Origin of the sequence: Streptomyces sp. NPDC005878, from assembly GCF_040629815.1 — a bacterium.
Taxonomy (GTDB): domain Bacteria; phylum Actinomycetota; class Actinomycetes; order Streptomycetales; family Streptomycetaceae; genus Streptomyces.
This window is the reverse complement of record NZ_JBEXWK010000053.1, coordinates 1-14,900: the sequence shown is the minus strand read 5'-3', so window position 1 is coordinate 14,900 and position 14,900 is coordinate 1. Positions and strand designations below refer to the sequence as shown.

Sequence of the window (14,900 nt, the reverse complement as noted above, 5' to 3'; positions counted from 1 at the left end):
TTCATCATCACGATCTGGCCGTCCTTGGCCTTCGCGCCCAGCGCGTCCACCAGGGCCTTGCCCTGCACATGGCCGACCTGCTCGTTGTCGAACGACGTGTACGCGTCGATCGGGCCCTCGGCCAGACGGTCGAAGGCGACGACCGGGATGCCCCGGTCCTTGGCCTTCTTCACCGCGCCCGCGATCGCCTTGGAGTCCACCGCGTCCACGATCAGCGCGTCGACCTTGTTGGTGATCATCGTGTCGACCTGCTGCGTCTGCGTCGTCGCGTCCTGCTTGGCGTTCGCGTAGACGACCTTGCCCTTGCCGTTGGTCAGCTCGCTGACCTTCTTCTCGATGAGCGGCTTGTCGAACTTCTCGTAACGCGCGGTCTGGTTCTCCGGCAGGAGCAGACCGATCTTGATGTCGTCGCCCTTCTTGGAGCCTGTCGACTCCTTCGTCTTGTCGCCCGACTCCTTGGCGCTGCCGCAGGCGGCGAGAGAGACGGCCATCGCGGTGGCGGCCACGGCCACGGCGGCACGACGCGTACGCGTGTTCATTCTGAAACCTCCCTGACGAGGCCGCGACGTTGCGGCCGAGGTGGCTGGAAGTCAACTCGGCTGCAGGGCCACCGTCAAGGAGTAAATCCTTAACGAGATGACAACGGTGCCATCCGTTATCTAAGTGAAGGCAGGAGCCCCGGCCGGGAGAGCACTCTCCAACAGGGTCGAATCGCCCATTTCACTCAGTACCAGCGCCAGCGCGCCGAGCACCTCGGCACGGCCGCCGAGGGCCCCCGGAAGGACCGACAGCTGGCGCGCCGCACTGGGAATCGCGTACCGCGAGACGGAGTCCCTGATGGGCCCCAGGACCAGCTCCCCGGCCTCCGCCAGGTCGCCGCCGAGGACCACCCGGCTGGGGTTGAGCAGGTTGCAGAGGTTGGCGACACCGCTGCCGATGTGGCGGCCCACGTCCGCCACCACCCGGCGGCACCCCGGGTCCCCCTCGCGGGCCAGCTGGACCACCCGTTCCATGCTCAGATCGGCCCCGTGGCTGGACTGGAGCAGCGGCAGCACGTACCGCGCCGCGGTGAAGGTCTCCAGGCAGCCCCGGTTGCCGCAGCGGCACACCGGGCCCGACTCGTCCAGGGTGATGTGGCCGATCTCGCCGGCCGTGCCGCCCGGGCCCCGGTAGATCTGCCCGTCGATCACCAGACCGGCGCCGACACCGCTGGCCACCTTGATGTACGCCAGGTCCTTGACCCCGCGTCCGCTGCCCCACACCAGCTCGCCCAGGGCGCCCAGGTTGGCGTCGTTGTCGACGTACACCGGGACGCCCAGGCGGCCCGAGAGCTCCTCGCGGGGGTTGATGCCGGTCCAGCCCGGCAGGATGGCCGTCGAGCCCAGCGTCCCGGACTCCACGTCGATGGGACCGGGCACGCCCAGACCCACCCCGATGACCTTGTCCTGGCCGATGCCGGTGGCCGCGATCAGGCGGGTGACCAGCTCTTCCGCCCGGCCGAAGCCCTGCGCGGAGGAGGCGTCCACATCGAGGGGCTCGGCCTCCTCGGCGAGCACCTGGTGGGCGAGGTTGCCGACCGCGACGCGCAGGTGGGTGTGGCCGAAGTCGACGCCGATGACGATGCCCGCGGAGCCGCTGAGCGAGACGCTGCGGGCCCGTCGGCCGCCCGCCGAGGTGGGCGTGACCTCGACGGTTCCGCCGTCCTTCAGTTCACGAACGATATTGGAGACCGTGGCCGCGGACAGGCCGGTGGCCCTGGCGATCTCGGCCTGGGTGAGCGAGCCCGCCATGCGCACCGCGCGTACGACCCGCTCGAGGTTGGCCCGGTGCAATGACGTCTGCGACCCCGGAGTCTCCATCGACTCATCCACTCCCGCCGTAGGCGGGCGGCACGACGGCCGCCCTCGCACGGGACCGCCACTCCGAGGCCCCGCCCTATCTCCAACATGTGAACTCTAAGCTGAGCCTTTCGGGTTGTCTCCCGTCAAGACCTGAGCAGTGGGACATGACACGGGACCGCCCGTCGGCGTGTCGCCGACGGGCGGTCCCGGGGTGGATACGGAGTGTGACGTACCGCTATTTGAGTGCTCCGGCGGTCAGGCCCGCGACGACCTGGCGCTGGAAGACGATGTACGCGGCGAGCACCGGCAGCATCGCCATCACCAGGCCCGCCATCAGCCCGGACCAGTCGCCCTTGTACCCCTGGCTGGTCGCGAGCTCGACCAGGCCCTGGGAGAGCACCCGCTTGTCGGGGTCGGTGTTGAGCACCGTCGGCAGCATGTACTGGTTCCACTGCCCCAGGAAGTTGAAGATTCCCACGCTGATCAGACCCGGACGGGCCATCGGCAGCATCACCTGGAAGAAGGTACGGGTGTGCGAGGCGCCGTCGATCATCGCCGCCTCGGCGATGGAGCTGGGCAGCGTCCGGAAGAACGAGGTGAGGAAGAAGACCGTGAACGGCAGCGAGTACGCGATGTAGACCAGGATCAGGCCGTGCGTGGTGTTCAGCAGGCTGAGGTTGTTCATCACGTAGAACAGCGGCACCAGCGCCAGCATGATCGGGAAGCTCATCCCGCCGATGAACAGGTAGTAGATGAACCGGTTCCCGGGGAAGTCGAAGCGGGCCAGGACGTACGCGGCCATCGAGCCGAGCAGCAGCGTGCCGATGAGCGAGCCGCCCACCACCAGGATGGTGTTGAGGAAGTAGTCGCTCATATGGGCCTGGGTCCAGGCCCGCGACCAGTTGTCGAAGTGCAGCTTGTCCGGGAGCGCCCAGGGGGTCGACAGGATCGAGTTGTCGTCCTTGAAGGACGCCATGACCGCCCAGAGCAGCGGGATGACGACCATGAACGCCCACAGGACGAGCACGCCGTGGGAGAAGACGTTGAGGACCGCGCCCTCGCTCTTCTTCTCCTTCTTCACCGGCGCCGCCTGCTTGGCCACGGGCGGGCGCTCCTCGGCGAGGTCGGCGGTCGAGGTGTCAGTGGTCATGAGAACTCCAGCCGCTCGCGCCGGCCCAGTCGCATCACGACCGCCGCGAACAGCAGCGTGACGACGAGCAGCGCGACACCGATCGTGGTCGCGTATCCGGCCTGACCGTCGCGGAACGCCGACTGATAGACGTAGAGCGGCAGGACCGTGGTCGAGTAGTCGGGGCCGCCCGGGCCCACCGTCATGATCTGCACGGAGGCGAAGGCCTCGGCGCCGAGGGCGAGGATGCCCATGTAGACCCAGCCGGACTGCACGGTGTCCCAGAGCAGCGGCAGGGTGATCTTGAAGAACGTGGTGAAGCGGCTGGCGCCGTCGAGCAGCGCCGCCTCGTAGAAGTCCTTGGGGATCGACGCCATCCCGGCCGAGAACAGGACGACGAAGAAGCCGACCGTGGACCACACCAGCACGGCCATCACGCAGTAGAGCGCCAGATCCGGGTCGCCCAGCCAGTTCGGCTGGACGCTGCCGAGCCCGACCCCCTTGAGCGCGGAGTTGATCACGCCGTTGTTGGGGTTGTACGCGAACTGGAAGAGCAGGGCGACGATCGCGATCGAGAGCACCTGCGGAAAGAAGTAGGCGATTTTGTAGAATCCGGAACCGCGCACTCCGGCGATGGCGGCGCCCTTTCGGCGCCGTCCCCCGACATTGAGCATGAAGGCGAAGAACAGCGCGAGGCCCAGCGTCACCAGGGGCAGCAACAGGACGAAGAGCAGACTGTGCTGCAACGACTTCCAGAAGATGTCGTCGTCGAACATCCGCGTGTAGTTGTCGAAGCCGACCATGTCGAAGTCCGGGCTCAGACCGGTCCAGTCCGTGAACGAGTAGTAGATGGACTGGATGAACGGCCAGATGACGAAGAGTGAGTACAACGCCAATGGGAGTACCAGAAATCCCACGATGAACCGGTACTTGCCGTGTTGCATGGTTACCGACCCCGATCTTCTAGCGGGTGCCGCCGCTGGTGACGCCTGACCACTGCCGCTACTTCTTGTGCTTGTAGTGCTTGATGTTCTGGTCCTGGGCGGCCTTGTCGGCGTACCCCTGGATCTTCTTGATGGTCTCGGCCGGGGTGGCGCGGCCCGCCATCATCTCGCCGAGACCGGCCACACCGATCTGCTCCTTCTGGAGCTTCACATACCAGTCCTGAAGCCGCGGGTTGACGACGTTCGTGCCGGCCTTCTTCAGCGCGTCGACACCGGACTGCAGGGCGGTCGACAGGGCCAGGCCGTCCGTGCCGCCGTTGAAGGCGGAGAGCGACTTCACCTGGGAGGTGAAGTTCTTCGAGGAGGCCTCGCTGAGCATGATGCGCAGCTGCTCCATACCGCCGACCGGGTTCTTCGCCTTGGCCGGGACGATGAAGGGCTCACCGCCGGACGCCCAGATGGTGCCGAACGGCATCTTGTCGTTGCCGTCCAGGCTGGAGGGCGCGCCCACCATCATCTTGAAGTCCTTGGGCGTGGTGGGAGCGGCCTCGTTCTCCACCCAGGAGCCGTTCGGGATGAACAGCGCCTGCCCCTTGGTCCAGGCGGTCTGCGACTGGATGTGGGTCATGCCGGGCGTGCCCTGGAGGATGTAGCCCTTCTTGAAGAGCTCGTAGTACGCCTCGAACGCGGCCTTGACGGCCGGGTGCTCCCAGGCCTTCGGCTCCAGGTTGTCGATGGCGTCCAGGACCTCACGGCCGCCGATCTTGGCGATGAACGGGTAGAGCGAGAACGGCAGGTAGTAGGGGTACTTGCCCGGGTAGGTCCAGCCCGCGATGCCCTGCTTCTTGGCCTTCGCGCACAGCGCGAGCATCTCGTCCCAGGTCTCGGGGTACTTCGCGTCGAGCTTGTCGAGCGCGGTCTGCGAGTACCACACGCCGTACACGGTGTACGCGTAGTAGAAGATCCAGCACTGGTCGCCGTCGAACTGGCCCATCTCGACGATGCCGGGCCGCAGCGTGTCGCGGACCTTCTTGGCGGGGTCGTCGATGGAGGGCGCGTCCAGGAGCGGGGTCAGATCGGTGAGCTGGCTCTTTCCGACCAGGACACCCATGTCCATCTGCTCGGCGCCCGAGTTGTCGATCAGGTCCGGCGGGGTGCCGCCGTTGAACTTCGGCTGGAGCTCCGACTGGATCTTCTGGGTCTTGTGGAAACTGATCTTCGCCTTCGGGAACGCCTTCTGGTAGACGGCGTTCGCGTCGGTGGCGTACTTGGTGCCGAAACCGCCGTCGAAGATGACGACGTCGAGAGGGGCCGACTCATTCACCGCGAGCGGGTTCTTGTCGGATTTGGTGCCCTTCTCTACCTTCTTGTCGCCGCCGCTGTCGCCGCTCGCGCAGGCGGACAGGAAGCCCATCGCCGGAACGCTGATCAGACCGAGCGCTGCGGACCGCTTGATCAGATCGCGACGGCCCAGGCCCTCATTGCTCTCGTGGGCGGAGGTGGATCCCATGCTCAAGTCCTCGCCTTCTCCAGGACTCAGGCGGTGTACCGGTCGCCCGTACCGAATCGCCTACAGGCGAAGGGCCCCGCCACCGCGGTCAGTTGTGCCGAAGCTTGGGTAGTGCAGGGTACGCAGCGGATACGTCGGATGTGCGGAGGATGACGTGCCGTTGCTTCCCCGACGTCCCCCGTCCCCGAGCACGCCGGTTTCCCGGCGGAGCGGACGCCGACAGGTATAGTCCACTTTCCGTCAACTGAGCAAGATCGAAAGCACGGTTGGACGGCATCCTTTCCCGAGTTGAGACCTCTTGGATATCTGATGGCGGAGCGCGGCGGGCCGGATCCCCGCGGGCCTCTCGCGGCGGGCCGGAACGCCCGGGCCATTTGCCCTCAACGCCCTTGACAGCACCGTCGGCTTGCCTTCCTACTGGATCCTGCATTTTCTCTCTGACAACGTTGTCCAGATCGTATGACCGGTGCGCACCGGCCTTCGCCGCGCTGCCCTCTGTCATGCGCCCGCCAATGGAAAGGCCCCGTATGCTGCCCAGATCCCGGCTCCGCCAAGGGCCGACAGCCGCCCTCGCGGCGGCCTCCTTCCTGCTCGTGGTGACGGCCCAGGGAGCCGCGACGGCCCAGTCCGCCGCCGCCCAACCCTCCCGGTCCGGCCAGGAGTTCCGTACCTCGTTCGAGACCGGCCAGCCGCAGCCCGACTGGCGCGACACCGTGGAGAGGGGCCCGGACGGGAGCAAGCGCGCCTCGGGCGTCGACGGCGGCTTCGCGAGCGGTATACCGGGCAGTGTCACCGACCGGGTGACGGCGGTGCGGGCGAGCGCCGAGAACGACGGCTCGGGCGAGGTGAAGGAGAACCTCGTCGACGGCCAGCCGAGCACCAAATGGCTCGCCTTCCAGCCCACCGCCTGGCTGGAGTTCGACCTCGACAGCCCGGTCAAGGTCGTCACCTACGCCCTGACCTCGGCCAACGACGCGGCCGCGCGCGACCCCCGGGACTGGACGCTGCAGGGCTCCGCCGACGGCGCCACCTGGACGACGCTGGACACCCGCTCGGGCGAGACGTTCGCCTCCCGCTTCCAGACCCGGACGTACGACTTCACCAACTCCACGGCATACGCGCACTACCGCCTGGAAATCACCCATAACAGTGGCGCCGACCTCACCCAGCTGGCCGATGTGCAGTTCTCCGACGGCGACACCAGCACCCCGGTCCCCCCGGACATGCGGACTCTGCCGGACCGCGGCCCCGGCGGCTCCCCCACCGCCAAGGCCAACGCCGGATTCACCGGAAAGAGGGCCCTGCGTTACGCCGGTACGCACAAGGCGGACGGCCGGGCCTACTCGTACAACAAGATCTTCGACGTGGACACCCGGATCGGCCGGGACACCGTGCTCGACTACAAGGTCTTCCCGTCGATGCCGGAGACCGACCCCGGCTATCCCGCCACCCACGTGTCGGTGGACCTCGCCTTCACCGACGGCACCTATCTGAGTGACCTCGGGGCCCTCGACGCGCACGGCGGGCGGCTCACCCCCCAGGGTCAGGGCGCGGCGAAGACCCTCTACGTCAACCAGTGGAACGAGGTGTCCTCGCGCATCGGCGCGGTGGCCGCGGGCAAGACCGCCGACCGGATCCTGGTGGCGTACGACGCGCCCAAGGGGCCGGCGAAGTTCCAGGGCTGGATCGACGACCTCTCGATCGCCCCGAAGAAGCCGGAGAAGCGCCTCGCGCACCTCTCCGACTACGCGCTGACCACCCGCGGCACCAACTCCAGCGGCTCCTTCTCGCGCGGCAACACCTTCCCGGCGACGGCCGTCCCCAACGGGTTCAACTTCTGGACCCCGGTGACCAACGCGGGCTCGCAGGACTGGCTGTACGACTACGCGCGGCGCAACAACGCCGACAACCTGCCCACCCTCCAGGCGTTCTCCGCCAGCCACGAGCCCAGCCCGTGGATGGGCGACCGGCAGACCTTCCAGCTGATGCCGTCGGCGGCGGCCGGGACCCCGGACGCCTCGCGGACCGCGCGCGCCCTGCCGTTCCGGCACGAGAACGAGAGCGCCAAGCCGTACTCCTACGGCGTCACCTTCGAGAACGGCCTCAAGGCCGAGATGGCGCCCACCGACCACGCGGCGGCCATGCGGTTCACCTATCCCGGTGACGACGCCAGCGTGCTCCTCGACAACGTCAACAACAACGGCGGCCTCACCCTCGACCCGTCGACCTCGTCCTTCACCGGCTACTCCGACGTGAAGAGCGGCCTCTCCCAGGGCGCCACCCGGCTCTTCGTCCACGGCGTCTTCGACGTACCGGCGACAGCGGGCGGCAAGCTGCCCGGGGGCGGCGGCGCCGACGTCACCGGCTATCTGCGGCTGAAGCCCGGCAAGGACCGCACGGTCACCCTGCGCCTGGCGACCTCGCTCATCAGCGTGGACCAGGCGAAGGCCAACCTGGCCGCGGAGATCCCGGCCGGCACGTCCTTCGAGCGGGTGAAGCGGCAGGCCCAGCGCGCCTGGGACCGGATCCTGGGCCGGGTCGAGGTCGAGGGCGCGAGCCACGACCAGCTCACCACCCTCTACTCCTCGCTCTACCGGCTCTACCTGTACCCCAACTCCGGCTTCGAGCGGGTGGGAGCCAAGGACGTCTACGCCAGCCCCTTCTCCCCCGGCACCGGCCAGGACACCCCCACCCGCACCGGCGCGAAGATCGTCGAGGGGAAGGTGTACGTCAACAACGGCTTCTGGGACACCTACCGCACGACCTGGCCCGCGTACTCGCTGCTCACCCCGGGGCGGGCCGGCGAGATGGTCGACGGGTTCGTCCAGCAGTACAAGGACGGCGGCTGGATCTCGCGCTGGTCCTCGCCCGGCTACGCGGACCTGATGACCGGGACCAGCTCGGACGTGGCCTTCGCCGACGCGTACGTGAAGGGCGTGAAGTTCGACGGCGAGGCCGCCTACGAGGCCGCGCTCAAGAACGCCACTGTCGCCCCGCCCGCCGCGGGGGTCGGCCGCAAGGGCATGGACACCTCGCCCTTCCTCGGCTACACCCCGACCTCCACGCACGAGGGCCTGTCGTGGTCCCTGGAGGGCTACCTCAACGACTACGGCCTCGCGAAGATGGGCCAGGCGCTCTACGACAGGACCCACAAGTCCCGCTACAAGGAGGAGGCGGCGTACTTCCTGGGCCGGGCCCGCAACTACGTGAAGCTCTTCGACTCCCGGGCGGCGAGCGCCGGCGCGGGCGCCCCCGGCTTCTTCCAGGGCCGGGACACCCAGGGCCGGTGGCGCGTGCCCAGCGCCTCCTACGACCCGCGGGTCTGGGGCTACGACTACACCGAGACCAACGGCTGGGGCTACGCGTTCACCGCCCCGCAGGACTCCCGGGGCCTGGCCAACCTCTACGGCGGGCGCGCGGGCCTGGCGAAGAAGCTCGACGCGTACTTCACGACGCCCGAGACGGCCTCCCCCGACCTCGCCGGTTCGTACGGCAGCGTCATCCACGAGATGACCGAGGCCCGTGACGTCCGGATGGGCATGTACGGCCACTCCAACCAGGTCGCCCACCACGTGACGTACATGTACGACGCGGCCGGGCAGCCCTGGAAGACGCAGGAGAAGGTCCGCGAGGTGATGAACCGCCTCTACACGGGCAGCGCCATCGGGCAGGGCTACCACGGCGACGAGGACAACGGCGAGCAGTCGGCCTGGTACCTGTTCTCCGCGCTCGGGTTCTATCCGCTGGTCATGGGCAGCGGCGAGTACGCCGTCGGCTCGCCCCAGTTCACCAAGGCGACCGTGCACCTGGAGAACGGCCGCGACCTGGTGGTCAGGGCTCCGGCGAACAGCTCGCGCAACCTCTACGTCCAGTCGCTGAAGGTGAACGGCAAGGCGTGGAACTCCACCGCGCTCCCCCACTCCCTGCTGGCCCGGGGCGGCACGCTGGACTTCGCGATGGGGCCGCGTCCGTCGGCCTGGGGCACGGGCGAGAAGGCGGCGCCGGTGTCGATCACGCAGGACGGCAGGGTTCCGGTGCCGCCCTCCGACGCGACCACGGCCGGCGGCCCGCTCTTCGACGACACCTCGGCGACGTCCGCCTCGTTCGGCTCCGCCGAGCTGCCGGTGGCGTCGGCCACGCGCGCGGCGCAGTACACCCTGACGTCCGCCGACGGGTCGAAGGCCCCCAAGGGGTGGGTCCTCCAGGGCTCTTCGGACGGGACGAAGTGGGTCGATCTGGACCGGCGCTCGGGCGAGTCGTTCGCCTGGGACCAGCAGACCCGGGTGTTCACCGTGGCGCGGCCCGGCACGTACGGGCACTACCGCCTGGTCCCGGCGGACGGGCCGGTGACGCTGGCCGAGATCGAGCTGCTGCGCTGACGGCCCCATCCGGCGGCCACGCGTATCGAGTTGGCTGCTTTTACCTCAAGCCGATTGACATGTAAAGGAGTCATGGCAGGATTCCGGTGAAACCCGTGGCGCGTCTCGTCTGCTGAGGCGCGCCACGTCGCATCTGAGCCTCATGGATCATGGAGAACTACGTGGCCAAGAATCTGGCCAAGGATTCCGCGACTCGCGGGACTTCCGGGACCTCCGGCAGCAAGCGCAGCCGCATAGCCGCGCGGCTCGGCGCCGTCGTGGCCGCCACCTCCCTCGTCGGCGCCGGTGCGACCGCGGCCGCGGCGGTCGATCCGCCCAAGCCCTTCAAGGCCGCCCCGAAGCCCTCCGCGCCCTCGCTCACGCGCTCCGGCGCGGTCGGTGCCGCGCCCAGCCCCGAGGCCCCCCAGTTCGACCTGTTCGCCGCGGACCGCGCCAACACGCTCTACGGCTACATCCGCGACGGCGGCGGCGCCCTCAGCCCGCGCGCGAAGATCGACACGGGCTGGGACGCCATCAAGTGGTCGGCCCAGGTCGACCACGACGCCGACGGGTACGCCGACGGCTGGTGGGAGTGGGACAAGAACGGCACGATGTACTACGCCGCGGACGACTCCGACACCCCGTGGACGGTCGGCGGCGGCTGGAACACCTACAACCTGGTGCTCTCCCCCGGCAACCTCGGCGGCGCCGCCGCGGGCGACCTGCTCGCCCGCGACAGCGCCGGCACGCTCTACGTGTACCTGGGGTACGGCAACGGCAAGCTGGCGACCCGCTACAAGGTCGGCGGCGGCTGGAACACCTACAACCAGATCGCCGGCAACGGCGACCTGACCGGCGACGGCAAGAACGACCTCGTCGCCCGCGACGCCTCGGGCACGCTGTGGCTCTACAAGGGCACCGGCGACTACAAGGCCCCCTTCGAGGGCCGCACCCGCATCGGCGCCGGCTGGAACACGTACAACGCCCTGTTCTCCATGGGCGACCTGGACCTGGACGGCACGACCGACCTCGTCGCGCGCGGCACCGACGGCTCCCTGTGGCGCTACTCGGGCACGGGCAACGCGGCGGCGCCGTTCGCGGGCCGCAAGAACATCGGGACGAGCGGCTGGAACACCTACCGGCTGTTCTTCTGACGTCCTGACGTGTGACGCGAGGGCCGCACCCCCGGGGACGGGGGCGCGGCCCTTCGCCGTTGCCCCTCCGCACTCAAACAGGTTGACACGTAAGGGAGTTGTGTAAGGATCTCGCTGATCACGTGACGTGTCCGGCGCACGGTTCCACAGGCGTGCCCCGGGCCGCGTCATGGCTCATCGACCCCATGGAGAGACACGTGGCCAAGTCTTCAGGCCGTACGCCCGGGCGGACGGCTTCCCGTCTCGCCGTCGCGGCCGTCGCCGCCCTCGTCGGCACCGGCGCCACCGCGTTCGCGGCCGATCAGCCGGCTCCCTCGGCCAAGGCCTCGGTGAAGGCCGCGACCGCGAAGGCCGTCGCGCTCGCCGCGGCCAAGGGCAAGCGCGGTGTCACCACCTCCGACGACCCCAACGGCGCCTACCCGGTCTTCGCGCTCATCGGCGTGGACCGCTCGGGCAACAGCTTCTCCTACGTGCCCGACTCCGAGGGCGGCTTCGCGTCCCGGATGCTGTTCGAGGAGGGCCAGGGCGGGGTGAAGAACGGCGCCCAGGTCGACAACGACGCCGACGGCGTCGCGGACGGCGTCTGGAAGTGGGACGCCAACGGCACGATGACGTACGAGCCGCTGCTGGAGCTGGAGACCACCACCGTCGGCGGCGGCTGGAACATCTACAACACGCTGCTCTCCGCGGGCAACCTCGGCGGCGCGGACGGCGGCGACCTGCTGGGCCGCGACGCCTCCGGCACGCTCTATCTGTACCTGGGCTACGGCAACGGCAAGCTGACCTCGCGCTACAAGGTGGGCGGCGGCTGGGGCCAGTACACCGCCCTCGCCGGGAACGGCGACCTCACCGGTGACGGCAAGGCCGACATCGTGGCGCGCGGCGGCGACGGCACCCTGTGGCTCTACAAGGGCACCGGCGACTACAAGGCCCCCTTCGAGGCGCGCACGAAGATAGGCGGGGGCTGGAACATCTACAACGCCATCGTCTCCTCGGGCGACGTGGACCTGGACGGCACCACGGACCTGCTCGGCCGTGACGCGGCGGGAGCGCTGTGGCTGTACAAGGGCACCGGAAACGCCGCGGACCCGTACAAGTCGCGCGTGAAGATAGGAAACGGCGGCTGGAACACGTACCGGCTGCTGTTCTGACGCGCCCCGGCGGCTTCGAGCCACGCGCGATAACCGGAGGGCCGTATTCCCGTAGGGGAAATGCGGCCCTTTTGGGCGTTTTCGGGATACGGATGGTGAACGAGGGGCGAGAAATAGCTGTTGTCTTGATCCCCTTTGTCGCCAAGCGGGTTGACAGGTAAAGGAGTCGTGAAACGATTCCGCTGAACTCGTGACGCGACTCGACACCCGAGTCGCACCACGTCTCATTCACGACCAATGGAGACATACGTGGCCAATATCTCTGGCCGTAAGCGTGGACGCATAGCTTCGCGTCTCGCTGCCGCGGCGGTCACCGCCGCCCTCGTCGGCACCGGCGCCACCGCCTTCGCCGCCGACAACCCCTCGGCGAAGCCGTTCAAGGCCCCGACGGCGAAGCCGGCCAAGCGCGCGCTGACCGGCGCCCAGGCCGCGGACCCGGGCGACGCGCCGGTCTTCGGCCTGTACGGCATCGACAAGTCCAACACCGCCTGGTACTACGCGCCGGACGGCAACGGCGGCCTCGAGTCGCGCACGGGCTTCGAGGGCAACGCGGGCTGGGCGTTCAAGTGGGTCGGCCAGGTCGAACAGGACGGCGACAACGTCGTGGACGGCGCCTGGCAGGCCGACTACAACGGCAACCTGTACTACGCCCCGGCCGACGGCTCCAACCCGATCACCATCGGGGGCGGCTGGAACACGTACAACGCCCTGCTGTCCCCGGGCAACCTGGGCGGCGCGGGCGCCGGCGACCTCCTGGGCCGCGACTCGTCGGGCAACCTGTACCTGTACCTGGGCTACGGCACCGGCAAGATGACGTCCCGCTACCTCGTGGGCGGCGGCTGGGGCCAGTACACGGCCCTCGCCGGCAACGGTGACCTCACGGGCGACGGCAAGGCCGACATCGTGGCGCGCGGCGGCGACGGCACCCTGTGGCTCTACAAGGGCACCGGCAACTACAAGGCGCCCTTCGAGGGCCGTACGAAGATCGGTGGTGGGTGGAACACCTACAACACGATCTTCTCGCCGGGCGACCTCGACCTCGACGGCAAGACCGACCTCGTCGGCCGCGACGCCTCGGGCGCGCTGTGGCGCTACTCGGGCAACGGCAACGCCGCGGACCCGTACAAGTCGCGCGTGAAGATCGGCACGGCGGGCTGGAACACCTACCGACTGTTCTTCTGATCGGACCCGGCCCGATCCAACTCGGTCTGATCCAACTCGGTCTGATCCGATCCGGTCTGATCCGGCCTGATGCGATCTGATGCGATCTGACGGAGGGCCGTACCGCTTCGGCGGTGCGGCCCTTCGGCGTTGCGGGGACGGCGCCGAAGCGGTCGTGACGATTCCCGCACATATCTGTTTGGAAGATGTGAGAAAGCCGTGAAACGATCTCACTGATCCTATGGCGGGCCCCCTGGTGGGACACGCCATGTCTCAACAACTCCATGGAGAAATACGTGGCCAACACTTCTGGCCGTAAGGGCGGGCGCATAGCCGCCCGTCTCGCCGCCGCGGCCATCACCGCGGCGCTCGTCGCGACCGGCGCGTCCGCGGTCGCGGCGGAGAACCCCGCCAAGAGCTCCAAGACCGCGTCCGCGTCCAGCAAGGCGCACGCCCCGGCTGGTCTGCGCTCGTCCGCCGTCGCGGAGGCGAACCGGTTCGCGCTGTACGGCTTCGCCGGCAACGGCTACCTCTACAGCTACTCGCCGGACGGCAAGGGTGGTCTTGACTCCCGTGTGAAGTCCGGTGAGAACTGGAGCAACGAGAAGGACCTCACCCAGGTCGACCACAACGGTGACGGCCACTCGGAAGGCATCTGGTACCGCAGCACGGACGGCTACCTGCGTTACTTCATGTGGGACGTCGGCGAGTTCACCGTCGGTGGCGGCTGGAACACCTACAACCACATCTGGTCCGTGGGCGACCTCGGCGGTGCCGGTGCGGGCGACCTGCTCGCCCGTGACGGCAGCGGCAACCTGTACATCTACCTCGGTTACGGCGACGGCAAGCTGACGTCCCGCTACAAGGTCGGCGCCGGCTGGGGCCAGTACACGCAGATCGCCGGCAACGGCGACCTGACCGGTGACGGAAAGAACGACATCGTCGCCCGCGACGGTTCCGGCAACCTGTGGCTCTACAAGGGCACCGGCAACTACAAGGCCCCCTTCGAGGGCCGCACGAAGATCGGCGGTGGGTGGAACACCTACAACACCCTGATCTCCACGGGCGACCTCGACTTCGACGGCAAGACCGACCTGGTCGCGCGCGGCAACGACGGCACCCTGTGGCGCTACTCGGGCACGGGCAACGCCTCGTCCCCGTACAAGTCCCGCGTCCAGATCGGCAGCGGCGGCTGGAACACCTACCGCCTGCTGTTCTGATCCGACCCCACCGGCTCTTCCCTGAAGCGCCAAGCGTGACGAAGGGCCGCACCCCCGAGAGGAGGTGCGGCCCTTCCTGCTAGCCGGGTCCGTTAGTTGCGGATCAGGTTCCGCAGCACGTACTGCATGATGCCGCCGTTGCGGTAGTAGTCCGCCTCACCGGGGGTGTCGATGCGGACCACCGCGTCGAACTCCACGCCCGTGTCGGTGGTGACCTTCACCGTGCGCGGGGTCGTGCCCTCGTTCAGCTCGGTGACGCCCGTGATGGAGAAGGTCTCCTCGCCGGTCAGGCCCAGGGAGGCGGCCGTGGCGCCCTCCGGGAACTGGAGGGGCAGGACGCCCATGCCGATGAGGTTCGAGCGGTGGATGCGCTCGTAGGACTCGGCGACGACGGCCTTGACGCCGAGCAGCGCCGTGCCCTTGGCGGCCCAG

The 14,900-nt window shown here is 68.5% G+C and carries 10 protein-coding genes and 1 pseudogene; 5 read left to right on the top strand and 6 right to left on the bottom strand.

Going from position 1 to position 14,900, the window contains the following annotated elements:
* The 5 genes from ABZ404_RS38860 to ngcE form a co-directional block, all read right to left on the bottom strand.
* A partial coding sequence (locus ABZ404_RS38860) for a substrate-binding domain-containing protein (protein WP_358833370.1) occupies nt 1-539 on the bottom strand: 539 nt, incomplete at its 3' end.
* Between the two features lie 120 nt (nt 540-659).
* Nucleotides 660-1,859 carry an ROK family transcriptional regulator gene (locus ABZ404_RS38855; protein ID WP_358833371.1) on the bottom strand — a complete coding sequence of 400 codons (1,200 nt, stop codon included), beginning with the start codon at nt 1,857-1,859 and terminating at the stop codon, nt 660-662.
* Nucleotides 1,860-2,076: 217 nt separating this feature from the next.
* Nucleotides 2,077-2,991, bottom strand: a complete 915-nt coding sequence (locus ABZ404_RS38850) for a carbohydrate ABC transporter permease (RefSeq protein ID WP_358833372.1) — start codon at nt 2,989-2,991, stop codon at nt 2,077-2,079.
* Nucleotides 2,988-3,914 carry a sugar ABC transporter permease gene (locus ABZ404_RS38845; RefSeq protein ID WP_358833373.1) on the bottom strand — a complete coding sequence of 309 codons (927 nt, stop codon included), beginning with the start codon at nt 3,912-3,914 and terminating at the stop codon, nt 2,988-2,990. Before ABZ404_RS38845 ends, ABZ404_RS38850 begins: the two co-directional genes overlap by 4 nt.
* Nucleotides 3,915-3,972: 58 nt before the next feature.
* A complete protein-coding gene (gene ngcE / locus ABZ404_RS38840; RefSeq protein ID WP_358833374.1) occupies nt 3,973-5,424 on the bottom strand; it encodes an N-acetylglucosamine/diacetylchitobiose ABC transporter substrate-binding protein in 1,452 nt (483 codons plus the stop codon).
* Nucleotides 5,425-5,951: 527 nt separating this feature from the next.
* Between ngcE and ABZ404_RS38835 the strand changes: the two genes are divergently transcribed.
* The 5 genes from ABZ404_RS38835 (at nt 5,952) to ABZ404_RS38815 (ending at nt 14,468) form a co-directional block, all read left to right on the top strand.
* On the top strand, nt 5,952-9,803 hold the full coding sequence (locus tag ABZ404_RS38835) for a GH92 family glycosyl hydrolase (RefSeq protein WP_358833375.1): 3,852 nt from the start codon (nt 5,952-5,954) through the stop codon (nt 9,801-9,803).
* Nucleotides 9,804-9,952: 149 nt separating this feature from the next.
* Nucleotides 9,953-10,936 (top strand): VCBS repeat-containing protein, encoded by a 984-nt coding sequence (locus ABZ404_RS38830; RefSeq protein WP_358833376.1) that lies wholly within the window; start codon nt 9,953-9,955, stop codon nt 10,934-10,936.
* A gap of 197 nt (nt 10,937-11,133) precedes the next feature.
* Nucleotides 11,134-12,087 carry a VCBS repeat-containing protein gene (locus ABZ404_RS38825; RefSeq protein ID WP_358833377.1) on the top strand — a complete coding sequence of 318 codons (954 nt, stop codon included), beginning with the start codon at nt 11,134-11,136 and terminating at the stop codon, nt 12,085-12,087.
* Nucleotides 12,088-12,336: 249 nt separating this feature from the next.
* Nucleotides 12,337-13,269, top strand: coding sequence for a VCBS repeat-containing protein (locus ABZ404_RS38820; protein WP_358833378.1), 933 nt, complete (start codon nt 12,337-12,339; stop codon nt 13,267-13,269).
* 275 nt (nt 13,270-13,544) lie between these two features.
* Complete coding sequence (locus tag ABZ404_RS38815; protein WP_358833379.1) at nt 13,545-14,468, top strand: VCBS repeat-containing protein; 924 nt, start codon at nt 13,545-13,547, stop codon at nt 14,466-14,468.
* A 92-nt stretch (nt 14,469-14,560) separates the two neighbouring features.
* Here ABZ404_RS38815 and acnA read toward each other — a convergent pair.
* Nucleotides 14,561-14,900: pseudogene (gene acnA / locus ABZ404_RS38810) on the bottom strand (aconitate hydratase); the annotation flags it as partial.

Excerpts from the sequence above, each read along its gene's own strand:
- ABZ404_RS38835 (WP_358833375.1), top strand. The coding sequence starts at position 5,952 with ATGCTGCCCAGATCCCGGCTCCGCCAAGGGCCGACAGCCGCCCTCGCG.
- ABZ404_RS38845 (WP_358833373.1), bottom strand. The coding sequence starts at position 3,914 with ATGCAACACGGCAAGTACCGGTTCATCGTGGGATTTCTGGTACTCCCA.
- ABZ404_RS38830 (WP_358833376.1), top strand. The coding sequence starts at position 9,953 with ATGGAGAACTACGTGGCCAAGAATCTGGCCAAGGATTCCGCGACTCGC.
- ngcE (WP_358833374.1), bottom strand. The coding sequence starts at position 5,424 with ATGGGATCCACCTCCGCCCACGAGAGCAATGAGGGCCTGGGCCGTCGC.
- ABZ404_RS38855 (WP_358833371.1), bottom strand. The coding sequence starts at position 1,859 with ATGGAGACTCCGGGGTCGCAGACGTCATTGCACCGGGCCAACCTCGAG.
- ABZ404_RS38850 (WP_358833372.1), bottom strand. The coding sequence starts at position 2,991 with ATGACCACTGACACCTCGACCGCCGACCTCGCCGAGGAGCGCCCGCCC.